20 protein-coding genes, 1 other RNA gene, 1 pseudogene and 1 other annotated feature are annotated in these 24,738 nt (G+C 43.2%); all 22 genes and pseudogenes read left to right on the forward strand.

Annotated features, from left to right (window positions below; genetic code table 11):
• Positions 1-80 precede the first annotated feature (80 nt).
• Positions 81-1,355, forward strand: a complete 1,275-nt coding sequence (leuC, locus tag NKF87_RS04095) for a 3-isopropylmalate dehydratase large subunit (RefSeq protein WP_055281321.1) — start codon at positions 81-83, stop codon at positions 1,353-1,355.
• Positions 1,355-1,846, forward strand: a complete 492-nt coding sequence (locus NKF87_RS04100) for a 3-isopropylmalate dehydratase small subunit (protein WP_055281323.1) — start codon at positions 1,355-1,357, stop codon at positions 1,844-1,846. The genes leuC and NKF87_RS04100 overlap by 1 nt, the downstream gene beginning before the upstream one ends.
• Positions 1,847-1,868: 22 nt before the next feature.
• On the forward strand, positions 1,869-3,356 hold the full coding sequence (gene thrC / locus NKF87_RS04105; RefSeq protein ID WP_253584045.1) for a threonine synthase: 1,488 nt from the start codon (positions 1,869-1,871) through the stop codon (positions 3,354-3,356).
• A 282-nt stretch (positions 3,357-3,638) separates the two neighbouring features.
• Positions 3,639-5,243: a phosphoenolpyruvate carboxykinase (ATP) gene (pckA, locus tag NKF87_RS04110; RefSeq protein ID WP_227097534.1), complete on the forward strand. Its 1,605-nt coding sequence runs from the start codon at positions 3,639-3,641 to the stop codon at positions 5,241-5,243.
• An 81-nt stretch (positions 5,244-5,324) separates the two neighbouring features.
• Positions 5,325-5,505: non-coding RNA, 6S RNA (ssrS, locus tag NKF87_RS04115), on the forward strand.
• Positions 5,506-5,609: 104 nt separating this feature from the next.
• Positions 5,610-6,986 carry a SpoIID/LytB domain-containing protein gene (locus NKF87_RS04120; RefSeq protein ID WP_253584047.1) on the forward strand — a complete coding sequence of 459 codons (1,377 nt, stop codon included), beginning with the start codon at positions 5,610-5,612 and terminating at the stop codon, positions 6,984-6,986.
• Positions 6,987-7,103: 117 nt separating this feature from the next.
• A complete protein-coding gene (locus NKF87_RS04125; RefSeq protein WP_055281327.1) occupies positions 7,104-7,928 on the forward strand; it encodes a YihY/virulence factor BrkB family protein in 825 nt (274 codons plus the stop codon).
• A 54-nt stretch (positions 7,929-7,982) separates the two neighbouring features.
• Positions 7,983-8,210 (forward strand) — a binding site (T-box leader).
• Between the two features lie 69 nt (positions 8,211-8,279).
• The gene (gene pheS, locus NKF87_RS04130; protein ID WP_028086877.1) at positions 8,280-9,299 is read left to right on the forward strand and encodes a phenylalanine--tRNA ligase subunit alpha; all 1,020 of its coding nucleotides are present in this window, start codon (positions 8,280-8,282) and stop codon (positions 9,297-9,299) included.
• Between the two features lie 36 nt (positions 9,300-9,335).
• The gene (pheT, locus tag NKF87_RS04135) at positions 9,336-11,756 is read left to right on the forward strand and encodes a phenylalanine--tRNA ligase subunit beta (protein WP_227079822.1); all 2,421 of its coding nucleotides are present in this window, start codon (positions 9,336-9,338) and stop codon (positions 11,754-11,756) included.
• A gap of 56 nt (positions 11,757-11,812) precedes the next feature.
• Positions 11,813-12,796 carry a signal peptide peptidase SppA gene (gene sppA / locus NKF87_RS04140; protein WP_253584049.1) on the forward strand — a complete coding sequence of 328 codons (984 nt, stop codon included), beginning with the start codon at positions 11,813-11,815 and terminating at the stop codon, positions 12,794-12,796.
• Positions 12,777-13,571, forward strand: a complete 795-nt coding sequence (locus NKF87_RS04145; RefSeq protein ID WP_253584051.1) for an RDD family protein — start codon at positions 12,777-12,779, stop codon at positions 13,569-13,571. The genes sppA and NKF87_RS04145 overlap by 20 nt, the downstream gene beginning before the upstream one ends.
• A 28-nt stretch (positions 13,572-13,599) precedes the next feature.
• Positions 13,600-14,625, forward strand: a complete 1,026-nt coding sequence (queA, locus tag NKF87_RS04150) for a tRNA preQ1(34) S-adenosylmethionine ribosyltransferase-isomerase QueA (protein WP_253584052.1) — start codon at positions 13,600-13,602, stop codon at positions 14,623-14,625.
• Between the two features lie 34 nt (positions 14,626-14,659).
• Positions 14,660-14,794, forward strand: a pseudogene (locus NKF87_RS04155) (superoxide dismutase family protein); the annotation flags it as partial.
• Between the two features lie 147 nt (positions 14,795-14,941).
• Positions 14,942-16,081: a cobalt-precorrin-5B (C(1))-methyltransferase CbiD gene (cbiD, locus tag NKF87_RS04160; RefSeq protein WP_028088207.1), complete on the forward strand. Its 1,140-nt coding sequence runs from the start codon at positions 14,942-14,944 to the stop codon at positions 16,079-16,081.
• Between the two features lie 65 nt (positions 16,082-16,146).
• Entirely contained in the window at positions 16,147-16,905 is a 759-nt protein-coding gene (gene cobM / locus NKF87_RS04165) for a precorrin-4 C(11)-methyltransferase (RefSeq protein ID WP_118224899.1), read from the forward strand.
• Position 16,906: 1 nt separating this feature from the next.
• A complete protein-coding gene (locus NKF87_RS04170) occupies positions 16,907-17,950 on the forward strand; it encodes a cobalt-precorrin 5A hydrolase (RefSeq protein WP_055213710.1) in 1,044 nt (347 codons plus the stop codon).
• Complete coding sequence (cobJ, locus tag NKF87_RS04175) at positions 17,943-18,671, forward strand: precorrin-3B C(17)-methyltransferase (protein WP_022416227.1); 729 nt, start codon at positions 17,943-17,945, stop codon at positions 18,669-18,671. Before NKF87_RS04170 ends, cobJ begins: the two co-directional genes overlap by 8 nt.
• Positions 18,668-20,821: a precorrin-6A reductase gene (gene cobK, locus NKF87_RS04180; protein ID WP_006426285.1), complete on the forward strand. Its 2,154-nt coding sequence runs from the start codon at positions 18,668-18,670 to the stop codon at positions 20,819-20,821. Before cobJ ends, cobK begins: the two co-directional genes overlap by 4 nt.
• The gene (locus tag NKF87_RS04185) at positions 20,821-22,263 is read left to right on the forward strand and encodes a cobyrinate a,c-diamide synthase (RefSeq protein WP_006426284.1); all 1,443 of its coding nucleotides are present in this window, start codon (positions 20,821-20,823) and stop codon (positions 22,261-22,263) included. The genes cobK and NKF87_RS04185 overlap by 1 nt, the downstream gene beginning before the upstream one ends.
• Positions 22,264-22,284: 21 nt before the next feature.
• Positions 22,285-23,373 (forward strand): nicotinate-nucleotide--dimethylbenzimidazole phosphoribosyltransferase, encoded by a 1,089-nt coding sequence (gene cobT, locus NKF87_RS04190; RefSeq protein ID WP_006426283.1) that lies wholly within the window; start codon positions 22,285-22,287, stop codon positions 23,371-23,373.
• The gene (locus tag NKF87_RS04195; RefSeq protein ID WP_253584054.1) at positions 23,370-23,939 is read left to right on the forward strand and encodes a bifunctional adenosylcobinamide kinase/adenosylcobinamide-phosphate guanylyltransferase; all 570 of its coding nucleotides are present in this window, start codon (positions 23,370-23,372) and stop codon (positions 23,937-23,939) included. The genes cobT and NKF87_RS04195 overlap by 4 nt, the downstream gene beginning before the upstream one ends.
• Positions 23,911-24,717, forward strand: coding sequence for an adenosylcobinamide-GDP ribazoletransferase (locus NKF87_RS04200; RefSeq protein ID WP_028088215.1), 807 nt, complete (start codon positions 23,911-23,913; stop codon positions 24,715-24,717). Before NKF87_RS04195 ends, NKF87_RS04200 begins: the two co-directional genes overlap by 29 nt.
• Positions 24,718-24,738: the final 21 nt, after the last annotated feature.

The raw sequence follows: 24,738 nt of genomic DNA on the forward strand, positions 1-24,738 counted from the left end.
TTATAATTTCTTGCATGCCCTTTTTTACTGTGCTAAAATACAGTATAAAATTATGAGAATCAAGGAGGTAAAGATTCGTTATGGGAATGACGATGACACAGAAGATATTGGCAGCACATGCTGGGCTCGACAGCGTGACAGCCGGTCAGTTAATAGAAGCAAAATTAGATGTAGTCATGGCAAATGATATTACAGGTCCTATGGCATTACCAATCTTCAGACAGATGGCAGATAAAGTATTTGATAAAGATAAAGTAGTTCTTGTTCCGGACCATTTTACACCGAACAAAGACATCAAGTCTGCGGAAAACTCAAAAGCAATCCGTGAGTTTGCCAAAGATCAGGGGCTCAGCTGGTATTTTGAACAGGGAAAATCAGGAGTAGAACATGCAATTCTTCCGGAAGCAGGAGTGGTTGCAGCAGGTGAATGTATCATCGGAGCAGATTCGCATACTTGCACATATGGTGCACTTGGTGCATTTTCGACAGGTGTCGGAACGACGGATATTGCAACAGGTATGGCAATGGGAGAACTGTGGTTCAAAGTTCCGAGTGCGATCAAGTTCGTACTGACAGGGAAACCGGGCAGATATGTAAGCGGTAAAGATATCATCATTCATATCATCGGCAAGATCGGTGTAGATGGTGCGCTTTATAAATCTATGGAATTTACCGGAGACGGAATCAGGAATCTTTCTATGGCAGACAGATTCACAATGGCAAATATGGCGATCGAAGCCGGAGCCAAGAACGGAATCTTCCCGGTAGATGAGAAGACAGAAGAATATTTAAAAGAACATACAAAGAAAGACTATCATGTATATGAAGCGGACGAAGATGCGGAATACGAAAGTATTGTAGAGATTGATCTTTCAGAAGTCCGTCCAACCGTTGCATTTCCACATCTTCCGGGAAATGCGAAGACAATTGACGAGATCGAGGCAATGGAACCGATCAAAATCGATCAGGTTGTGATAGGATCCTGTACAAACGGAAGAATGGAAGATATGAGAAAAGCAGCTGCCATTCTTCAGGGACATACGGTTCATCCGGATGTACGTGTTATGGTCATTCCGGCTACACAGAAGATATACAAACAGTGTATCAGAGAAGGTCTTCTGGAAATTTTCGTAGACGCAGGATGTGCAGTCAATACACCAAGCTGCGGACCTTGTATGGGTGGACATATGGGCGTTATGGCAGCAGGAGAAAAATGTGTATCTACAACAAACCGTAACTTTGTGGGAAGAATGGGACATGTAGATTCTCTGATTTATCTGGCATCACCGGAAGTAGCAGCAGCAAGTGCGATCGCAGGATACATCGCAAATCCAGAGAAAGTAGGTGACAAATAATGAAAGCTTTAGGACATGTTTTTAAATACGGCGATAACGTAGATACAGACGTAATCATCCCGGCAAGATATCTGAATTCTTATGATGCACAGGAGCTTGCGAGCCATGCAATGGCAGATATCGATCCTGAATTCGTCAATAAGGTACAGCCTGGAGATATCATTGTTGCCAACAAGAACTTTGGATGTGGTTCTTCCAGGGAACATGCACCGTTATGTCTTAAGACAGCAGGTGTCAGTTGCGTTATTGCAGAGACATTTGCAAGAATTTTCTATCGCAATGCGATCAACATCGGACTTCCGATCATTGAGTGTCCGGAGGCTGCAAAAGCAATTGAAGCAGGTGATGAAGTAGAGATTGATTTTGACAGCGGTAAGATCTATGACAGAACAAAAGGAACAGAATTCAAGGGACAGCCGTTTCCAGAGTTCATGCAGAAACTGATCGCAGCAGGCGGACTGGTAAAATATACAAACAGTAAGAGAAAGTAATCATAATAAGGAGAGCGTTGGCATGGGTTTATATTACAAAAGTACAAGAAATTCTAATCTGAAAGTAACAGCATCAGAGGCAATTCTGAAAGGACTTGCTCCGGATGGCGGACTTTTTGTACCATCGGAACTTCCAAAGCTGGATGTAACAATGTCAGATCTGAAAGGAAAGACATATCAGGAGATCGCATATCTCGTAATGAAGCAGTTCCTGACAGATTTTACAGAAGAGGAACTGAAAAACTGTATTGATAAAGCATATGACAGCAAATTTGACACAGAAGAAATTGCGCCGCTCGTAAAAGTAGATGATACTTATTACATGGAATTGTTCCATGGTGCAACAATCGCATTCAAAGATATGGCATTATCAATCCTGCCGCATCTGATGACAACTTCGGCAAAGAAGAACGACGTTAAAAATGAGATCGTGATTCTGACTGCAACATCCGGAGATACAGGAAAAGCCGCACTTGCAGGCTTTGCGGATGTGGAAGAAACGAGGATCATCGTATTCTATCCAAAGAATGGTGTCAGCAAGGTACAGGAACTCCAGATGGTGACACAGAGAGGAGAGAATGTAAACGTAGTAGCGATCCATGGCAATTTCGATAATGCACAGAGTGGTGTGAAAGCGATGTTCGAAGATACAGAACTGGCGGAAGAACTCGCAAAGAAAGGCTATCAGTTTTCATCAGCCAACTCTATCAATATCGGACGTCTGGTTCCACAGGTGGTATATTACGTCAATGCATATGCAAAACTTCTGGAAAATGAAGAGATTGAAGATGGTGAAAAGATCAATGTGGTAGTACCGACAGGTAACTTTGGAAATATTCTGGCTGCATATTATGCAAAACAGATGGGAGTACCGATTGATAAGCTGGTATGTGCTTCAAATGACAATAAGGTATTGTTTGACTTCTTCCAGACAGGAGATTATGACAGAAACCGTGAGTTTATCCTCACTACATCCCCATCCATGGATATTCTGATCTCCAGCAATCTGGAACGTCTGATCTACAGAATCAGCGGAGATGATGATCAGAAGACGAAGGATATGATGGAAGCATTAAAATCAGCCGGAAAATATACGATCACAGAAGATATGAAGGAGCGTCTTGCTGATTTCGCAGCAGGGTACGCAACAGAAGAAGAGTGCGCAGAGAATATTAAAAAAGTATACGATAAGACAGGATATGTTATGGACACGCATACAAGTGTAGCGTCGTATGTATGCGGTTGTTATCAGAAGAACAGTGGCGATGATAAGAAATGTGTGATCGCATCGACTGCAAGTCCGTACAAATTCGTGAAGAGTGTGATGAGCGCAATCGATCCGAAGTATGCTGATCAGGATGAATTCAGCCTTCTAAGTGTTTTGGAAGAAACATCCGGACGTGAGATGCCACAGGCAATCAAAGATATTCTGAATGCTAATATCCTGCATGATCTGGAATGTGATGCAGATAAGATGAAAGACACAGTAAAGAATATTTTAGAAGTATAAAACTTTATATTAAAAATAAATAAAATTCATAATCGATAAAAATTACTAAATGCAAGGTTTCTATAAAAATCTTGCATTTTTGAACTATATAAAAGAATAAAAGCAGAAAAAATAACGGATTGCGATATAGGAGTTGCAAAATAGTGCTTTGAAAAGATTGTTAAAGTGTTGACTTTTGCGCGGAAAAATGCAATAATAAGGCAAATGCTGTTGTGGAAGAGTATGAAAAACCAGAATTTATAAATATACAGCAGTAAATAAAAGAAAAGAGGTTAAATGAAGATGGCTAAAATCGATTTAAGTAAGTATGGCATTTCAGGAACGACGGAAATCGTGCACAATCCTTCTTATGAATTATTATTTGAGGAAGAGACAAAACCGGAACTGGAAGGTTTTGAAAAAGGACAGGAAAGTGAACTTGGTGCAGTCAATGTAATGACAGGTATCTATACTGGACGTTCTCCTAAAGATAAGTTCATCGTAGTTGATGAGAATTCAAAAGATACTGTATGGTGGACATCTGATGAATATAAGAATGATAACCATCCTGCAACACAGGAAGCTTGGGACGCAGTAAAAGATATTGCAATCAAAGAACTTTCTAACAAGAAACTTTATGTTGTAGATGCATTCTGCGGAGCAAACAAAGATACACGTATGGCAATCCGTTTCATCGTAGAAGTTGCATGGCAGGCTCATTTCGTAACAAATATGTTCATCAAACCTTCAGAAGAAGAGCTTGAAAACTTTGAGCCAGACTTCGTAGTATACAATGCTTCTAAAGCAAAAGTTGAAAATTACAAAGAATTAGGACTGAACTCAGAGACAGCAGTAATGTTCAACATCACAAGCAAAGAGCAGGTTATCGTGAATACATGGTACGGCGGAGAGATGAAGAAAGGTATGTTCTCTATGATGAACTACTTCCTCCCACTTAAGGGAATGGCTTCTATGCACTGCTCAGCCAATACAGATCTGAACGGAGAGAATACAGCAATCTTCTTCGGACTTTCAGGAACAGGAAAGACAACACTTTCTACAGATCCTAAGCGTCTTCTGATCGGTGATGACGAGCACGGATGGGATGACAACGGAGTATTTAACTTTGAAGGCGGATGCTATGCTAAGGTTATTAACCTTGACAAAGAGTCTGAGCCGGATATCTACAATGCAATCAAGCGTAACGCACTTCTTGAGAACGTAACACTTGATGAAAATGGAAAGATTGATTTCGCAGATAAGACTGTAACAGAGAATACACGTGTATCTTACCCGATCGATCATATTGAAAATATCGTGCGTCCTGTATCTTCAGCACCTGCTGCTAAAAATGTAATCTTCCTGTCAGCTGATGCATTCGGAGTACTTCCACCGGTATCTGTACTGACACCAGAGCAGACACAGTACTACTTCCTGTCAGGATTTACAGCAAAACTTGCAGGTACAGAGCGTGGAATCACAGAGCCTACACCTACATTCTCAGCTTGCTTCGGACAGGCATTCCTGGAACTGCATCCTACAAAATATGCAGAGGAACTTGTTAAGAAGATGGAGAAGAGCGGTGCAAAAGCATACTTGGTTAACACGGGATGGAACGGAACAGGAAAACGTATCTCTATCAAGGATACACGTGGAATCATTGATGCCATCCTGAACGGAGACATCAAGAATGCTCCAACAAAGACAATTCCATACTTCAACTTCGAAGTACCTACAGAACTTACCGGTGTTGACACAGGAATCCTTGATCCTCGTGACACATATGCCGATGCAGCTGAGTGGGATGAAAAAGCAAAAGATCTTGCTGCAAGATTCATCAAGAACTTTGCTAAATATGAAGGAAATGAAGCTGGTAAAGCTTTAGTTTCAGCAGGACCACAGTTATAAGAGACACTTATCTATCTGATTAAAATCAGACAATTGTAAAGGGTTGTAAAATCCATGTAAATGGGTTATAATAAGTGCAGTGGAAACCTGAAATGTTCGATACTCTTGTAGTTTTGAACCTACAATACTTTAAACGGGAGTCTTACATCTCTGTAATATGTCAGGCCATCGACTTTGCAGTGGAAGGCAGAAAAGCAGATGCGGATACCCACCTAGCGGGTGCTAGGAGTCAGAATACAGGAATCGGCATTTTGGGGAATATACAAAAGATAAAAGACAGTCGTTTTAACGGCTGTCTTTTTTTGAAATCGCCATCAGGTTCAGGTAAGCGGATCTGAGAAAGACAGTCAAAGAAAGGAAAATAAAGTGCGGAAACGGAACAACAGGCATTATAGCATCTACATTGCATGGATTTTATTGCTGCTGTGTCTGATTACAGGGCTGAAATCCGGGTTAGAAAAAAATGCAGCCGGAAAGAAGGAGTCCTATCCGGGAATATCGATTCAGAGCCGGTGGGAAGAATTGTGGAAAACAGTATCATCGAAAGACAGAGAGGAAAAAAGTGAAAGTAAAGACAAGACCCCGGAAAAGGATGCGGATCCTCAGAGAAATATCCGGGTATTGATCATGACAGATGGATATCAGCAGATCGTACATAGAGAGGTAGAAATCAGTGCAGCGGGAGGCTTAAGAATTGAAAAGAAGGATGGCCTGGAAGAAACTGCAGGAAATGAAAAAATTAAGATCACAAAAGAAGATACGGGATTTCAAAATGGAAAGATCCGTATACAGGCAATTGATGGCGGAGAGATAACCGTTCGCAGTATCAGGCGGGGCTACGGGAATCCGTCTTATGCAGGTGCGTTGGATCTGTATGCCACATCAGAAGGAGTTGTGATGGTAAATGAACTTTCGCTGGAGAATTATCTATGTAAAGTGGTTCCGAGTGAGATGCCCGCATCATATCAGAAGGAAGCATTAAAAGCCCAGGCGATATGCGCAAGAAGTTATGCATACCGGCAGATTATGGATTATGCATATCCGGAATATCAGGCTCATGTGAATGACAGTACGGATTACCAGGTGTATAATAATTCGGCATCGCAACAAGCTGCAACAGAGGCTGTACAGGAGACGGCAGGAAAAGTATTGAAATATAATGGAAATATTATAACCGCCTATTACTATTCGACTTCCTGCGGAAAGACAACAACGATGGCTGCGTGGGGAACGAAAGAGAAGGCAGAAAATGCATATCTTCAGTCTGTAGAAGTGAAAGATCAGACAGGTGATTATGAGAGAGATCTTCCATGGTACCGGTGGGAAGCAGATATAGATCAGAATACATTGTCCAAAATGATCGCAGAGAATACAAAAAAGAATATAGGAACTGTGCAGTCACTGGAGGTGACGAAAAGCGGACCGGGCGGTGCAGCGTTACAGATAAAAGTATCAGGAGATCTGGGAACAGTTGTTGTTGATACGGAAAATAAGATCCGCAGAGCACTGGGGGGAAGCGGATATGAGATAAAGAAACAGGACGGGACAGCTGTAAAGGGAAGCAGACTTCTTCCGAGTGCCTTTTTTAAAGTAGAAAAGAAAGGAAACACCTTCAAGATTAAGGGTGGTGGATATGGACACGGTATTGGCATGAGTCAGAACGGAGCAAATGAAATGGCAAAAAAAGGAAAGAATTATCAGCAAATACTACAAATGTTCTATCCCGGAACGACAATTGAATGATAAGTATAATCAATGAAAAAGTATTTGAAAAAACATAACAAGAAACAGAATAATTTCTAATAGACAAATAAATGAAAATCGGGTAGAATATAGAGACGAATATTTTGGGAGATAAGAATGAAAAAAGTTAAGTTTCTATATGATAAAGTAATGGAAATAACCGGACAGGTCGGAAAAGATCATGTAGGTGCCTATGCTGCACAGGCAGCGTATTTCTTTATGCTCAGTATGATTCCGATCATTTTACTGCTGATCACATTGGTACAGTATACACCGGTTACGAAGGCAGATGTTATGACAGCGGTTCTTCAGGTGTTTCCAAAATCCGTAGACAGTCTGATCACATCGATCGTTAATCAGGTTTATAATCAGTCCGGCGGAATCATCTCGCTGACTATTATTGTTGCACTCTGGTCAGCCGGGAAAGGGGTGCTGGCACTGACGACAGGTTTGAACTGTGTCTATGACTGTAAAGAGACACGTAATTATATTATTTTGCGAATACGTGCAACCTTTTATACAGTGGCATTTATAATTGTGATCATTTTTCTACTGGTATTATCGGTGTTCGGTAATACGTTGAATCTGTTTGTAACGGAACACTATCCGGTGATGGAACGCTTGGTGGATCAGATCATGCGGATTCGCGGAATCATCACGCCGGTATTACTGTTTGTATTTACGATGATGATCTATAAATTCCTGCCGAACCACATTGTACAGTTGAGAATCCAGCTGATGGGAGCTGCATTTTCAGCAGTCGGATGGATGATCGTATCCTGGATTTTCTCGGTCTATCTGGATATTTTTAAAGGATTTTCATCAATGTATGGGAGTCTGACAACGATTGTATTGATCATGTTGTGGCTGTATTTTTGTATGTATATCTTACTGCTAGGCGGAGAAGTAAATATGATTTTGCGGGATATGGAGCAGGGGTAGAATTTCTGACTTGACAACTCTGAGCCATATGATACAATAATTAGGTATTATGAGATAAAGGCAATGACCGTGTAAGTAGTGAGCCATTTTCCGATAGAGAGAGGGAATCAACAGGCTGAAAGTTCCCTTGGGTTCAGATGGTAAATGAATTTCCCGCGTGAGCTGTGTTCTTGAAATAACAGTAGAGAACGCCGTATGATGCACGTTACGCAATAATGAGTGTCCGTAAAAGTTTTTACGGGAATCAGGGTGGTACCACGGGTTATATGTCTCGTCCCTTTTGGGGCGAGGCTTTTTTAATACCAAAAAGCATACGCTGATATAAAGATATGCGGAGAAAGGAAGAAAATGATGAAAGAAAGACTGCAGAACATCAAAGATGAAGCATTGAAGGCAATTGAAGCTGCCGATATGCCGGAAAAACTGAATGATGTGCGTGTAAAGTTCCTTGGTAAAAAGGGAGAACTTACCGCTGTATTAAAAGGTATGAAAGACGTTGCACCGGAGGACAGACCGAAGGTCGGACAGATGGTAAACGAGACAAGGGCGGCAATTGAAGCTGTTCTGGAAGAAAATAAAGAAAAGATGGAAAAGGCAATCCGTGCAGAAAAGCTGAAAAAAGAAGTGATCGATGTTACACTTCCGGCTAAGAAAAATTGTGTCGGACACCGTCATCCGAATACAATTGCACTGGAAGAAGTAGAGCGTGTATTTACAGGTATGGGATACGAAGTCGTAGAAGGACCTGAGATCGAGTATGATGAGTACAACTTCCGTAAACTGAACATCCCGGACGGACATCCGGCAAAGGATGAGCAGGACACATTCTATATTAATAAAGACATCGTGCTCAGGACACAGACATCTCCTGTACAGGCACGTATTATGGAGCAGGGCAAGCTTCCAATCTGTATCCTGTCACCGGGACGTGTATTCCGTTCAGACGAAGTAGATGCAACACATTCACCTTCTTTCCATCAGATCGAAGGACTGATCATCGACAAGAATATTTCATTTGCTGACTTAAAGGGAACACTGGAAGTATTTGCAAAAGAATTATTCGGAGAAGACACAAAGACAAAATTCAGACCACATCATTTCCCATTCACAGAGCCAAGTGCCGAGATGGATGTAAGCTGCTTCAAATGCGGTGGAAAAGGATGCCGTTTCTGTAAAGGATCCGGATGGATCGAGATCCTTGGATGTGGTATGGTACATCCACACGTACTGGAAATGTGCGGAATTGATCCGGAAGAATATACAGGATTCGCATTCGGTGTAGGACTGGAACGTATCGCACTTCTGAAGTACGAGATCGATGATATGAGACTGTTATACGAAAATGATATCAGATTCTTAAAACAGTTCTAGCGAGCACAAGTAATAATACGAAAAGGAGATTTATAAATGAATACTTCATTATCATGGATAAAAGCGTATGTTCCGGATCTTGATGTAACAGCTCAGGAATATACAGATGCAATGACTTTGTCTGGTACAAAAGTCGAAGGTTTTGAAAAATTAGATGCGGATCTTGATAAGATCGTGATCGGACAGATTGACAAGATTGAGAAACATCCGGACGCAGATAAGCTGATCATCTGTCAGGTAAATATCGGAACAGAGACGATTCAGATCGTAACAGGTGCTCCGAATGTGAAAGAAGGAGACAAAGTACCGGTTGTATTAGCAGGCGGACGTGTGGCAGGCGGACATGAACCTGGACAGCGCGTAGAAGGCGGGATCAAGATTAAAAAAGGAAAGCTCCGCGGCGTAGAAAGCGATGGTATGATGTGTTCCATCGAAGAACTTGGTTCAAACAGAGAGATGTATCCGGAAGCTCCGGAATACGGAATCTATATCTTCGACGATGATGCCGTTGTAGGTGAGAGTGCGATCAAATCACTTGGCCTCGATGATGTCGTTGTAGAATATGAGATCACATCTAACCGTGTAGATTGCTTCAGTGTTGTAGGTATTGCAAGAGAGGCAGCAGCTACATTTAATAAAGCGTTCTATCCACCTGTTGTCACACCAACAGGAAATGATGAGAATGCAGCAGATTATATCAAAGTAACCGTTAAGAATCCGGAACTTTGCCCAAGATATTGTGCAAGAATCGTAAAGAACATTAAGATCGGACCATCTCCAAAATGGATGCAGAGACGTCTGGCTTCTGTAGGAATCCGCCCGATCAACAACCTGGTTGATATTACAAACTATGTAATGGAAGAATACGGACAGCCAATGCATGCATATGACCTTGATACGATCGAAGGAAAAGAAATTGTAGTGCGTACTGCAGAAAAAGGTGAGAAATTCACAACTCTTGACGGACAGGAAAGAGAGATGGATGAATCTGTACTGATGATCTGTGACGGTAAGAAATCCATCGGTATCGCAGGTATCATGGGTGGAGAAAACTCTATGATCACAGACGATGTTCAGACAATGTTATTCGAAGCAGCTTGCTTTGATGGAACCAACATCCGTAAATCAAGCAAGAAGATCGGACTTCGTACCGATGCATCCGGTAAATTTGAGAAGGGTCTGGATCCAAATAATGCAGAGGCAGCCATTGACCGTGCATGCCAGCTGATCGAAGAGATGGGAGCCGGTGAAGTTGTCGGAGGAATGGTTGATGTATACAGCAAGAAGAAAGAGCCTGTAAGAGTACCATTTGATGCGGAAAAGATCAACAAGCTGCTTGGAACAGACATTTCTAAAGAAGAAATGATCGGATACTTCAAGAAGATCGATCTGGAATTCGATGAAGAGACAAGCGAAGTCATCGCACCTACTTTCCGTCATGACTTATTCCGCATCGCCGACCTTGCGGAAGAGGTTGCAAGATTCTACGGATATGATAACATTCCGACCACACTTCCAAGTGGAGAAGCTACAACAGGAAAATTATCATTCAAGTTAAGAGTAGAGCAGGTTGCACGTGATATCGCTGAGTTCTGCGGATTCAGCCAAGGAATGACATATTCATTCGAAAGCCCGAAGGTATTTGACAAGCTTCTAATTCCGGAAGATTCTGATCTTCGTAAGGCTATTCCGATCATGAACCCACTGGGAGAAGATTATAGTATCATGCGTACATCTTCTTTGAATGGTATGCTGACATCACTTGCAACAAACTATAACAGAAGAAATAAAGACGTAAAATTATACGAACTGGCTAACATTTATCTCCCAAAGGCACTTCCACTTACAGAACTGCCGGATGAAAGAGTACAGTTCACACTTGGTATGTATGGCGAAGGCGACTTCTTCACTATGAAGGGTGTCGTAGAAGAGTTCTTCGATAAAGTAGGACTTCATAAGAAAGAAAAATACGATCCGAATGCAGGAAAATCATTCCTTCACCCGGGACGTCAGGCAAACATCATTTATGATGGTGTAGTAGTCGGATATCTTGGAGAAGTACATCCGGAAGTTGCAGATAACTATGGAATCGGAACAAGAGCCTACATTGCAGTAATCGATATGCCAGAGATCGTAGCAAGAGCAACATTTGATCGTAAATATACAGGAATTGCAAAATTCCCTGCAGTGACACGTGACATCAGTATGGTAATGCCAAAAGAGATTCTGGTAGGACAGATTGAAGATGTGATCGAAAGCAAGGGCGGTGAATATCTGGAAAGCTATTCACTGTTCGATATTTACGAAGGTGCTCAGATTAAAACAGGATTCAAATCTGTTGCATATTCTATCGTATTCCGTGCAAAGGATAAGACTCTGGAAGATGCAGATGTATCTGCAGCTATGGACCGTATCTTAAAGGCACTCGAGGGTATGGGAATCGAACTTCGTAAATAAAAAAACATTCATTCATATCAGATAAAAGCTCGGTAAAAAGAGCAAGAGGATTACGTATGAAGAAAAAACAGATCATAGGTCTGGTAGTAGCGGCAGCACTGTTCGTTGGAGTCGGTGCTGCCAGCGTATTTACCAATACAATTTCAAAAAATCTGCTTCAGAACAGTGCAGATGATATAATTAATCTCGGAGGTTCGTATCAGTTTAATCCACCGTCTGAAGATTATATTGCAATCGTAAGAGTAGAAGGTACGATCCAGGAACAGAGTGGAAGCAGTACACTGGAGGCATCCAGTGGATATCAGCATGATTCAACGATGAATTATATCGATGAATTGATGGATGATTCTAACAATAAAGGAATTCTTCTGTATGTAGATTCTCCGGGAGGAACTGTCTATGAATCCGAAGAACTGTATCAGAAACTGAAAGAATATAAAGAGACAACAAAACGTCCGATCTGGGATTATATGGCACATTATGCGGCATCCGGTGGATATATGGTGTCTATGGCATCGGATAAAATCTATGCAAATTCGAATACAACGACCGGTTCCATCGGTGTGATCATGTCAGGATATGATATGTCCGGGCTGTATAAAAAGCTTGGAATCCGTTATGTAAGTATCACGAGCGGAAAGAATAAGGACAGCAGCAAATTTACGGACGAGCAGATTGCTATTTATCAGGATCAGATCAATGAAGCTTATGAGAAATTCGTGAATATCGTGGCAGATGGCCGTGATATGTCAGTGGAGGATGTAAAGAAACTGGCAGACGGAAGAACTTATACTGCAAAGCAGGCGAAGAACAACGGTCTGATCGATGAGATCAGTCTGTATCCAGATATGAAAGATGCAATGAGCAAAAAACTTGGAACATCTACATTTTATGAGATGGAATCAGATGAAGGACTTTTGCAGTCGCTGTTTTCCAAAGCAGAATCATTAGTTCCGAAGTCAGAAGCGCAGGTTCTGACGGAAACCGCCAAAAGTGTAGAAAGCGGGGTGCCGATGTACTATGCAGAACAGTTACGATAATCAGGAGAAGTTAGCCAGACAGAACAGTTACTGTGCCAGTGGGAATCTGGAGTATGCAGGGTTCTGGGTGCGGATGGCGGCTTATATGATCGACAGTGTGGTAGTATTTGCAGGCCTCCTGATCGTGCGGCTGATATTTGCAGGTATCTCACTGGCTGGCGGTTGTGCGATAACGGGAACGGATATCCTGTTTCATTATTCGTTGAAAGATATCATACTGTATGCTCTGAAAGTGTTATATTTTATTGCATTTACCTATCTGACAGGAACGACACTTGGAAAGAAAGCGATGAATCTCCGGGTAGTTTCAAAAAATCCGGAAGAGAAGCTGACACTGTTCAATGTGGTGTACCGCGAGACGGTTGGAAGATTCTTATGTAGCCTTCCGGTGAATATCGGTTATATTGTTGCAGGAATTGATTCGGAAAAACGTGGATTTCATGACCTGCTTTGTGATACCAGAGTGGTCTATCAGAAGAAGATAAAAGCATGGATGGCGCAACCGGGAACAGTTGTACCAGAATGTGAAAAGCCAAATGTAGAAGAGCAGAAACCGCAGACATCAGAGGGTGAGCTGTCAAAAACGCAGGAAAATGTCCAAATGAAAGAGTCTGGGATACGGGAATTGAAAAAAACAGAAAATACACAGAGTTCTGTAGTTGAGAAACTGGGAAAACCAGTGTATAATGGCTATCGTCTGGTAGAAAATAAATCAGAAAAAGAAATAGCTTCAAATGCAACTGTAAATGAAAACATATCAGAAAAAGATACGTAAAGAATAAAAGGGAAAGGAATTCATAATTATGAAACGTCAGGATTTTTATTATGAATTGCCGGAAGAACTGATTGCACAGGATCCGCTTGAGGATCGTTCGAGCTCCAGACTTCTTGTCCTTGACAAGGAGACCGGGGCTTTTTCCCATCATGTATTTAAAGAAATCACAGAGTATCTGCATGAGGGAGACTGTCTGGTAATCAATGATACAAAGGTTATTCCGGCAAGACTGATTGGTTCCAAAGTAGAGACCAATGCCAAAATCGAAGTATTATTATTGAAGAGAAAAGAAAACAACGTATGGGAGACGTTGGTAAAACCAGGTAAGAAAGCAAAAGTCGGAGCAAAGATTAGTTTCGGTGAGGGCCTTCTGATGGGAGAAGTCATTGATGTGGTAGAAGAAGGAAACCGTCTGATCAAATTCGATTTCGACGGAATTTTTGAAGAAATCTTAGACCAGCTTGGCCAGATGCCGCTGCCTCCATATATCACACACCAGCTGGAGGATAAGAACCGTTACCAGACGGTATATGCAACTCACACAGGTTCGGCAGCAGCACCGACGGCAGGACTGCATTTTACACCGGAACTTCTGGAAGAGATTAAGGCAAAAGGTGTGGATATTGCGAGAGTTACACTTCATGTGGGGCTTGGAACATTCCGTCCGGTAAAAGTGGATGAGATTACCGAGCATCATATGCATTCGGAATTCTTCATGATCGATGAAGAAGCGGCTGAGAAGATCAATCGTGCAAAAGAGACGGGACACCGTGTTATCTGCGTCGGAACGACAAGCTGCAGAACGGTAGAATCGGCAGCAGATGAGAATGGACATCTGGAAGCAAAGAGTGGATGGACACAGATATTCATCTATCCGGGCTATAAATTCAAAGTACTGGATTGTCTGATCACGAACTTCCATCTTCCAGAATCTACATTAATCATGCTGGTATCTGCGCTTGCAGGACGGGAGCACGTGCTTGCGGCTTATGAAGAGGCTGTGAAGGAGAGGTACCGGTTCTTTTCATTTGGGGATGCGATGTTTATTCAGTAGAGTTGCTATTTAATGCATTAAGCGGTTGATACCCGGCCGGACAATCGTACTTCATGAGATGCCGGATGACTTCAAGACCCAGCCGTCCGGAGATTCGGGAATGAAGATTGCATGCGGTGAAATCAAAGCATGGGAACAAGAATGTAAGAACAAAAATGGTAACGAATAAGTGGAGAACCGTCATACAGATAATTTGACATGTAAGTATGAAAACGCTAAAATTGGTGGAGGAATGTAGAAAACTGCAGTCCTCCATTTTTGCGTCAGGGGATATTAAAAAAGCCAAAACCTCGCTCCCTGATGGAAAGGAGTCCATATGCCGAAAAAAGAATTAGCAAAAGGGTATACAACCGGAACCTGTGCACAGGCTGCAACGAGGGCAGCAATGCAGATGCTTTTTACAGGTGAAAAAGTAGAGCAGGTGTCGGTAGAACTGCCGCAGGGAGAAAAGCTGCAGTTGGATATCACGGATATACAGAGAAAATATACAGACAGGGAATTGCCGGATATGGTATCCTGTGCGGTCAAAAAAAACAGCGGAGATGATCCGGATATCACGAATGGAGTACTGGTTTACAGTCAGGTAAGGCTTTCTGAAACAGGACAGATTCATATTGATGGCGGGATCGGGGTAGGAAGAGTGACCAGGCCCGGACTGAATCAGCCGGTGGGAGAAGCCGCAATTAACCGTGTGCCAAGGCAGATGATAAGAAAAGAAGTAGAAGAAGCCTGTGAAGAGGTTGGCTATACCGGTGGAATTGATGTAGAGATTTCGATTCCGGAAGGGGCAAGACTGGCAAAAGAAACATTTAATCCAAGACTTGGAATAGAAGGAGGACTTTCAATACTTGGGACAACCGGTATTGTGAATCCGATGAGTGAACAGGCGCTGATCGATACCATTGAAGTAGAGATGAAGGTATGCCTTGCGGAAAAGTACAGGTATCTGATCATTGCACCGGGTAATTACGGATTGGATTTTCTGAAAGAACAGTATAGTATAGAAGAAAATGATGTGGTAAAATGTAGTAACTATATTGGTCAGGCCATAGATATGGCGGTAGAACAGGATTGTAAAGGTGTCCTGCTGGTCGGACATATCGGGAAACTGATCAAGGTATCCGGCGGAATCATGAATACCCATTCCAGATGGGCAGACTGTCGGATGGATTTATTCGCCACGGCCGCATTGAGAGCGGGAATTGCCGGAGAGAAGGCAGTCGAATTTCTTGACTGTGTGACGACGGATGATGCATTGGAGAAATGTAGCGAGGAAGAACGAACACGCATTATGGAAAAAATCATGATGCGTATGGAGAAATATCTGAACTACCGGGGGAAAGGAGAGATACAGGTGGGAGTGGTCACGTTTTCCAATGTATACGGAATCCTTGGAAAGACAGAAAAAGCAGAAGAACTGATAGAAAGATTCAGAAAAGAACGACATATACAATAGATACCAGAGTATGCAGGAGAAGTTGCTGGTGGCAGGTTCTTTGCAGGACAGGAAGGAGTCGGAAAATGATACATTTTGTGGGAGCAGGTCCGGGAGCCGAAGATCTGATCACGGTCCGTGGACAGCGTTATCTGGAGCAGGCTGATGTGGTGATCTATGCGGGATCACTGGTGAATCCGGGGCTGTTAAAGAGTACAAAGGAGACATGCGAGATATATAACAGTGCGAAGATGACACTGGAAGAAGTTCTGGAAGTGATGGAACAGGCAGACCGGGAACAGAAGATGACGGTTCGGCTGCATACAGGTGATCCGTGTCTGTATGGTGCAATCCGGGAACAGATGGATCATCTGGATGAACTGGGAATTGCGTATGATTCCTGCCCGGGTGTCAGTTCCTTCTGCGGGGCAGCAGCGGCACTGAATCTGGAATATACACTTCCGGAGGTGTCACAGAGTGTTGTCATCACACGTATGGAAGGAAGAACACCGGTTCCGGCGAAGGAAAAGGTTGCAGCGTTTGCAAGTCATAATGCGACGATGGTACTTTTCTTAAGTACAGGACTTCTGGAAAAGCTGGAAGGTCAGTTGATAGAAGGCGGTTATAAAGAAGATACGCCGGCAGCAATTGTATACAAGGCAACATGGCCGGAGGAAGAAAGTTACATCTGTACTGTCAGTACACTGGCAGAGACTGCGAAAGCACATGGAATTACAAAGACAGCATTGATCATCGTTGGAGATGTGGTGACACATCATGCGTATGAACGTTCGAAACTGTATGATCCGGAATTCACCACCGAGTTCCGTCAGGGAGTAAAATAAGATGAAGATTGCAATGATCAGTTTTACCGGAAATGGAAGAAGACTGGAGAGATCTTTAGCACATGAACTGGAAAAAGAAGGACACCAGGTGCTGCAGGCGGTAAAATGCAAAGAACTGGAATCGGACAAGGATGCGGTAAAATGCAGTGCCAGAGAATGGACAGGTGAACAGTTCCGGACGCGGGATGTACTGATCTTTATTGGAGCAGTACAGATTGCCGTGCGCTTGATCGCATCTTTTATAGGATCAAAGACAACAGATCCGGCGGTACTGGTACTGGATGAGAAAGGACAATATTGTATCCCGATCCTGTCCGGGCACATTGGCGGAGCAAATGAGATGGCTGAAAGAATTGCAGAGATGGCAGGAGCACTGCCTGTGATCACAACAGCTACAGATATCCGGGGAAAATGGGCAATAGATGTATTTGCCAGAAAGAATCATCTTTATATAGAAGATATGCAGAAGGCAAAGCAAATTTCGGCAAAGATTCTGGAAGGAAAGACAGTCGTGGCCGCGATTGAGAGCGGAAGAGATTCGATAGAGGGTACTGTGCCGGAAGAAGTGAAGATCGTACCGGAAACCTATGAGAATCCAGATATCTATATCGGGATATATGAACGAAAATTAAGCAGTCATGTATTAAGGCTGATACCACAACGGATCACGGTGGGAATCGGCTGCAGACGGGGGACATCCGCAGAGCAGATAGAACAGCTGGTGGATAAGATACTGAAAGAATCACATATTAATAAGAAAAGTATTGGCAGGATCGCAAGCATTGATCTAAAAAAAGACGAAGAGGGATTGCTTACATTTTGCAACAAATATAACATAGAGCCGGAATTTTATCCGGCAGAAGAATTAAAAAAAGTAGAAGGAGAATTCAGTGTTTCTACATTTGTAAAAAAGGTTACCGGAGTGGATAATGTATGTGAAAGAAGTGCTGTATATACAGGTGGTACACTGCGGATCAGAAAACAGGCAGAAAATGGTGTGACAGCAGCATTTGCCTGGGATAATTGGAGGGTGAAGTTTGAATAAGGTATATGTGATAGGAATGGGACCGGGGGCATATGAACAGATGACGGTGAAAGCAGTCCGGACGCTGGAAAAATGTGATGTGATCGTCGGATATACCGTATATATCGAATTATTAAAAGAATATTTTCCGGATAAGAGATATCTGACAACGTCCATGAGACAGGAGGCAGCACGGTGCAGGATGGCATTCGAAGAGGCAGCAAAAGGAGCTGTAACGGCAATGGTATGCAGCGGAGATGCCGGGATATACGGAATGGCAGGACTGATGTATGAAATCGGTGAGGAATATCCGGAAGTCGCGATCGAAGTAATCCCGGGAGTGACAGCGGCACTGGGAGGTTCTGCGGTACTTGGAGCAGCAGTCGGACATGATGTCAGTCTGATCAGTTTAAGTGATCTTCTGACACCGTGGGAATTGATCGAAGAAAGGCTTCGCTGTGCGGCAAAAGCTGATTTTGTGATCTGCCTTTATAATCCGTCCAGCAGGAAACGCAGTACCTATCTTGCAAAAGCATGTGAGATCATGCTGGAATATAAGGCGGAAGATACCGTCTGCGGAATAGTAAAAAACATTGCCCGCGAGGGAGAAACAATGCAGACACTGACACTGAAAGAATTAAAAGAGACAACAGTAGATATGTTCTCTACTGTATTTATCGGAAATAAACAGACAAAAGTAATTCGGGAAAAAATGGTTACACCAAGGGGATATCGTATATGAAAGACAAAAAGATTCTATTATATGCAGGGACAACAGAAGGAAGAAAATTAGCATCTTATCTCGGAAGAAGAGGCGTAAGACTGCACGTCTGTGTGGCAACCGCTTATGGGGAGAGTCTGCTTCCGGAAGAGAAGAATATAACGGTGACACACGACCGGATGGACAGTGGGCAGATGGGCGAGTTTATGAGGGTGTTTGAGCCGGATTATGTGATCGATGCAACGCATCCATATGCCAAAGAAGTGACCAAAAACTTGAAAAGTGCCTGTGAGGTTATGCAGGTTCCGTATTTAAGACTGGTCAGGGGAAGTGAAGAGACCAAAGAAAGCATCTGTGTGGAAAATATGGATGAAGCGATAAAGTATCTGGAAAAAACAGAAGGAAATATTCTGGTAACAACAGGAAGCAAGGAGCTGGAATCCTATACAAGACTGACGGATTACGAAAGCCGGGTATATGCGCGCGTTCTGTCTATTGGCCAGGTGGCAGTTAATTGTGAAGAACTTGGATTCTCCGGACGTCATCTCATCTGTATGCAGGGACCGTTTTCTACGGAAATGAATCGTGCCATGTTAAAGGAATATGATATTGCTTATATGGTAACGAAAGAATCAGGACTTGCAGGCGGATACCCGCAGAAATGTCAGGCTGCACTAGAAGCCGGTGTGAAAATGGTTGTGATCGGAAGGCCGGAAGAAGAAGAGGGAATGAATTTTGAGGAAATGTCCAAATTCCTTCAGAAAGAACTGGAACTGGATAATCACTGGAAAGTTACACTGGTGGGAATCGGTGCAGGTGCCAGAGACCAGGTTACACTGGAAGCAAAAAGATGCTGTCAGGAAGCAGAACTTCTGATCGGAGCAGGCAGGATGATCGAGGCAGTGGCAGAAGTCGGACAGACCATATATGAAGCATACCGCCCGGATGAGATCATTTCTTATATCAAAGAAAATCCGGAATATGAAAATGTAACGATTGCGTTGTCCGGTGATACAGGATTTTACAGCGGTGCGAAGAAGATTCTGGAATTGACGAAAGATGACCCACAGATTGAGACAAAAGTGGTGCCTGGAGTATCATCCATCATATATTTTGCATCAAAGCTTGGCGTAACATGGGAGGATGCGGCACTAGTAAGCCTGCATGGAAGAAAAGAAAATCTGATGGCGGTCATTAAGGAGAATAAAAAGGTATTCGCCCTTGTAAGTAATGCAGAAGAGATCCGTCAGATCCTGACAAAAATGACGGAATATGGAATGGGCGAAGTAACAGTCAGGATCGGGACAGAACTTTCTTATAAGAATGAAGAGATTCAGACAGGAACAGCAAGATCACTGCTTCATTACAAAGGAGAGAATCTGGCGGTCCTTTATATTGAAAATGAATCCGGCGGCGAAAGCCCGGTGATTCCGGCAATTCCGGATGATACATTTGTACGTGGCGATGTACCGATGACCAAGGAAGAAGTAAGAAGCATTTCGATTGCTAAACTTAAGATTAAGAAGGATGCAGTTGTATATGATGTCGGAGCAGGAACAGGCTCTATTTCCGTAGAGGCCGCCATGGTTGCAACGCAAGGTAACGTCTATGCAATCGAACAGAAAGTGGAGGCGCAGGAACTGATCCGTGAAAATGCAAGGCGGATGCACGTGGATAATCTGCATGTGATAGAAGGTATGGCGCCGGAGGCACTGGAAGAACTGCCGGCACCTGATTGCGTATTTATCGGGGGCAGTAAAGGAAAGTTGTATGAAATCCTGGATGCTATCCGGAAGAAGAACCCATTTGTACGGGTGGTGCTCAATGCAATCTCACTCGAGACGATGATGCAGGTGTTAAAATATACGGAAGAGAATGAGATAGAAGAGGCAGAAGTTATTCAGGTAGCGGTAAGCCGTGCGAAAAAAGTGGGCAGTTATCATATGATGAATGGACAGAATCCGATCTATGTGATCAGCTTTACGAGCAGACCGGCAAAAAAGGAAGCAGATCCGGAAAATGAAGACGATTTCGTTCTGGAAGAAATCAATCTGGACGAGGTGGAACCGGAAGATATGACCGGAGATATTGTGGAGGATATTACGAAAGTGATCTCTGTAGGGGATCTGACACCGGAGAAAATCCGGGAAGAAATGGAGGAATCTGAGTAATGAAACTTCCTAGAATTCTGATTACTGCGATGAGAAGTGGCGCAGGTAAAACCATGCTGACCTGCGGAATATTGAAAGCAATGAAGATGCAGGAGATAAATCCTGCGTCTTTTAAGTGCGGGCCGGATTACATTGATCCAATGTTCCACAAGACTGTGATCGGCATCAGCAGCTATAATCTGGATTCCTTTTTGTGTGGAGAAAATGGAGTCAGAGAGATCCTGAAAAAAAATGGTGCCGGAGCAGATATTTCCGTAATGGAAGGTGTTATGGGATACTATGATGGGATCGCAGGGATCTCTTCAGAGGCGAGTGCTTATGACATTGCCAGAATTACCGATACCCCGGCTGTGATGATCTTGGACTGTAAAGGACTAAGCGTGTCTGCAGTGCCGTGTATCCAGGGGTTTTTGCATTATAAAGAAGACAGCCGTATCAAAGGCGTAATTCTGAACCGTTTGTCTCCGATGATGTATGGAAGAATGAAAGAGATGATCGAGGTGCAGACAGGAATCAAAGTCTACGGCTATGTTCCGGTTATGAAAGATTGTGCACTGGAGAGCCGTTATCTGGGACTGAAGCTTCCAAAAGAACGAAAAGATACGGAAGACAAACTCACAAGACTGGGAGAACAGATTCTGAAAAGTGTAGATATCGCAGGCCTTCTGGAACTGGCAGAAAATGCACCGGAGCTGCAGGAAAAGAAAACGCAAGGATATACATCAGAAATGGTAGAAAATTTGGCAGAAAATGCACAGTATAGTACAGAATCGGTTAGAACAAAAGATACGGTACGGATCGGGCTTGCAAGTGACGATGCATTCTGTTTTTTCTATCAGGATAATCTGGAACTGCTGCAGGAGATGGGAGCGGAACTGATTCCTTTTTCTCCTCTTTACGATAAGCAGATTCCGGAAAATCTGTCGGGACTTTTGTTCTATGGCGGTTATCCGGAACTATATGCAGAAGAACTAAGTAAAAATGAGTCAATGAAGACGAGTATTAAAAAAGCATTGAACGGCGGAATGCCATGTATCGCGGAGTGTGGAGGATTCATGTACCTGCAGGAATATATCAGAGATGAAAGCGGCACAGAATTTCCAATGGTTGGATTTTTAGAAGGGAAAAGTTATCCGACAGGTTCCTTAAAGCGATTCGGCTATGTTACCCTGACAGGGGGAAGAATATTCGGTAAAGAAGCAGGAGGTATCCCGGCACATGAATTTCATTATTATGATTCAGAAGTATGCGGGGAAGCATTTCTGGCGGAAAAACCAATGTCAAACCGTTCGTGGAAATGCATGATCAGTACCGATACGGTACTGGCAGGATATCCGCATATTCATTATTATGGAAATGAAAAGATTCCGGAGAACTTTCTGGAACAATGCAGAAGATGCAGGGAACAAGAGAAAAGAGCCAGGGAAAGAGATAGAACATAGAGAACAGAGAGGATAAAAAGCATGGCAGAGCAAAGCTTAGAACAACTGGAACAGGAATTCCATCAGATCGTATCTGGCATTCATCCGGCAGATGTAGTAACGAAAGGAAATGCGCAGAAAAAGTGGAACTCCATTGCGAAACCGTTACACAGTCTGGGAAAACTAGAAGATCATATTATGCAGATTGCGGCACTGACCGGCGATACAGACGTGAATCTGAACCGGAAGGCGCTGATCGTGATGTGTGCGGATAACGGAGTGGTAGAAGAAGGTGTAACGCAGACAGGACAGGAAGTAACTGCAATTGTTGCAGAGAATTTTCTGACATGCAATACCAGTGCGGCGATCATGTGTAAAAAAGCCGGTGTAGACATCTTTCCTATCGATATCGGTATGGCAGCGGATACAAAAGTCCCAAGATATAAAACGGCAAATGGAACCGCAAATATGACCAAAGGTCCGGCTATGACAAGAATGCAGGCGTTACAGGCAATCTTAACCGGGATTCATCAGGTGAAGGAAAAGAAGGAAGCCGGATATAAGATCATTGCTACCGGAGAGATGGGAATCGGAAATACGACGACCAGCAGTGCCGTGGCTTCCGTACTTCTGGGAGACGAACCGGCAGAGATAACGGGACGGGGAGCAGGACTGACGAACGAAGGATTGGAAAGAAAAATACACGCGATCGAGAAGGCGATAGCGGTCAATCGTCCGAAATGGGATGATCCGGTGGATGTACTGGCAAAAGTAGGCGGATTCGATCTGGCGGGAATCACCGGACTCTATCTGGGAGGTGCTGTATACCGAATCCCGATTGTAGTTGATGGATTTATCTCAGCGGTTGCGGCACTTGCGGCCGTCAGAATCTGTGAGTGGGTCAAAGATGCGATGATTGTGTCACATGTCTCGAAAGAACCTGGAATGCAGAAGATCCTGAAAGAGTTACACATGGATGCACCATTGCATGCAGATATGTGCCTGGGTGAGGGAACCGGAGCTGTGGCATATCTTCCGGTGCTGGATCTTGCGGCAGAAGTGTATGGACGGATGAGTACATTTTCAGAAAATGACATCGAAGATTATAAAGAATTAGGTGAGAAAGAATGATACATCTGGTGACAGGCGGAAGCGGAAGCGGTAAATCTGAGTATGCGGAGAACTGGCTGACAGGCAGAAATAAGAAGGATGGTACTTACATATATATTGCAACCATGCAGCCATACACAGAAGAAACGATGAAAAAGATTGAAAGACATCACAGGCTGAGAGCCGGAAAAGGATTCCGGACATTGGAAAAATATACAGATCTATCAGAACTTGAGATACCAAAGAATCAGGGAATCCTTCTGGAGTGCATATCGAATCTGGTGGCCAATGAGCTTTACAGAGAAGATGGTACATTGAATGATTTAAAAGAAACAAAAGAAAAAGTATTGGCAGGAGTACGCAGACTGAGCAATTCTACGACACGTCTTGTAATTGTTACAAATGAAGTGAACGCAGATGTAAACGGCTATAGTGAAGAGACGGAAAAATATCGGGAATGCATCGGAATGGTGAATCAAAGTATTGCAGAGTTTGCAGATATAGTAACGGAAGTTGTGTATGGAATTCCGGTATGCATTCGTAAGGAGCAAAAGAAGTATGAAGAGTATAAAAAGAATATGGAATAGTTTCAAAATTGCGTTTTCCATGTACAGCAGGATTCCGATGCCGCGCAGCGAATGGACAGATGAAAATAAATCGTATGCAATGTGTTTTTTTCCATGGATCGGTGCGGTGATCGGACTTTTGTCTTATGGAGTGTTTCGGTTTTCAAAATGGTTTGATGGGAATGGAGGAGGAAATTATTCCTTATTTTTTGTAATATTTCTGATCCTGATCCCGGTATTTATTACGGGAGGAATTCATCTGGACGGATTTCTGGATACACAGGATGCGCTGAGTTCCTGGCAGACGAAAGAGCGTCGTCTGGAAATACTGAAAGATTCCCACGCAGGAGCATTTGCTATCATTTCATGTACCGTCTATTTTCTGATGTATATTGGCGTGTATTCTTGTCTGAGTGTACGGAGTATGGAAGTGATCGCATATAGCTTCATGCTATCGAGAACATTGAGTGGACTGTCTGTAGTTACATTTCCACAGGCAAGGAAGAAAGGTATGGTGGCAGATTTTTCGGAAAGTGCATCGACCAGAATTACAAGAATGGTATTGGGCATTTATCTGATTGTACTGTGTTTCCTGATTCCACTGACCGGAGGGATCTGCGGAATCGGATGTGTGATCTCGGCAGGCGTGGTATTTGGATATTATTACCGGATGGCGATGAAGAATTTCGGTGGTGTGACCGGGGATCTGTGTGGATATTTCCTGCAGGTATGTGAACTTGTGATGGCGCTTGTCGTGGTAGTAGTGGATATCGTAGTAAAAAGCGGAATCATCAAATGATGAACAGGCTGGATAAAAGTG

It is taken from the genome of Dorea longicatena (assembly GCF_024168045.1).
In the GTDB taxonomy this organism is placed as follows: Bacteria; Bacillota; Clostridia; order Lachnospirales; family Lachnospiraceae; genus Dorea_A.

Excerpts from the sequence above, each read along its gene's own strand:
- cbiD (WP_028088207.1), top strand. The coding sequence starts at position 14,942 with ATGCCGAAAAAAGAATTAGCAAAAGGGTATACAACCGGAACCTGTGCA.
- NKF87_RS04145 (WP_253584051.1), top strand. The coding sequence starts at position 12,777 with ATGCAGAACAGTTACGATAATCAGGAGAAGTTAGCCAGACAGAACAGT.
- NKF87_RS04200 (WP_028088215.1), top strand. The coding sequence starts at position 23,911 with ATGAAGAGTATAAAAAGAATATGGAATAGTTTCAAAATTGCGTTTTCC.
- cobM (WP_118224899.1), top strand. The coding sequence starts at position 16,147 with ATGATACATTTTGTGGGAGCAGGTCCGGGAGCCGAAGATCTGATCACG.
- pckA (WP_227097534.1), top strand. The coding sequence starts at position 3,639 with ATGGCTAAAATCGATTTAAGTAAGTATGGCATTTCAGGAACGACGGAA.
- queA (WP_253584052.1), top strand. The coding sequence starts at position 13,600 with ATGAAACGTCAGGATTTTTATTATGAATTGCCGGAAGAACTGATTGCA.
- NKF87_RS04195 (WP_253584054.1), top strand. The coding sequence starts at position 23,370 with ATGATACATCTGGTGACAGGCGGAAGCGGAAGCGGTAAATCTGAGTAT.
- NKF87_RS04170 (WP_055213710.1), top strand. The coding sequence starts at position 16,907 with ATGAAGATTGCAATGATCAGTTTTACCGGAAATGGAAGAAGACTGGAG.
- cobK (WP_006426285.1), top strand. The coding sequence starts at position 18,668 with ATGAAAGACAAAAAGATTCTATTATATGCAGGGACAACAGAAGGAAGA.
- pheT (WP_227079822.1), top strand. The coding sequence starts at position 9,336 with ATGAATACTTCATTATCATGGATAAAAGCGTATGTTCCGGATCTTGAT.
- thrC (WP_253584045.1), top strand. The coding sequence starts at position 1,869 with ATGGGTTTATATTACAAAAGTACAAGAAATTCTAATCTGAAAGTAACA.
- sppA (WP_253584049.1), top strand. The coding sequence starts at position 11,813 with ATGAAGAAAAAACAGATCATAGGTCTGGTAGTAGCGGCAGCACTGTTC.
- NKF87_RS04100 (WP_055281323.1), top strand. The coding sequence starts at position 1,355 with ATGAAAGCTTTAGGACATGTTTTTAAATACGGCGATAACGTAGATACA.
- cobT (WP_006426283.1), top strand. The coding sequence starts at position 22,285 with ATGGCAGAGCAAAGCTTAGAACAACTGGAACAGGAATTCCATCAGATC.
- NKF87_RS04125 (WP_055281327.1), top strand. The coding sequence starts at position 7,104 with ATGAAAAAAGTTAAGTTTCTATATGATAAAGTAATGGAAATAACCGGA.
- pheS (WP_028086877.1), top strand. The coding sequence starts at position 8,280 with ATGAAAGAAAGACTGCAGAACATCAAAGATGAAGCATTGAAGGCAATT.
- leuC (WP_055281321.1), top strand. The coding sequence starts at position 81 with ATGGGAATGACGATGACACAGAAGATATTGGCAGCACATGCTGGGCTC.
- NKF87_RS04185 (WP_006426284.1), top strand. The coding sequence starts at position 20,821 with ATGAAACTTCCTAGAATTCTGATTACTGCGATGAGAAGTGGCGCAGGT.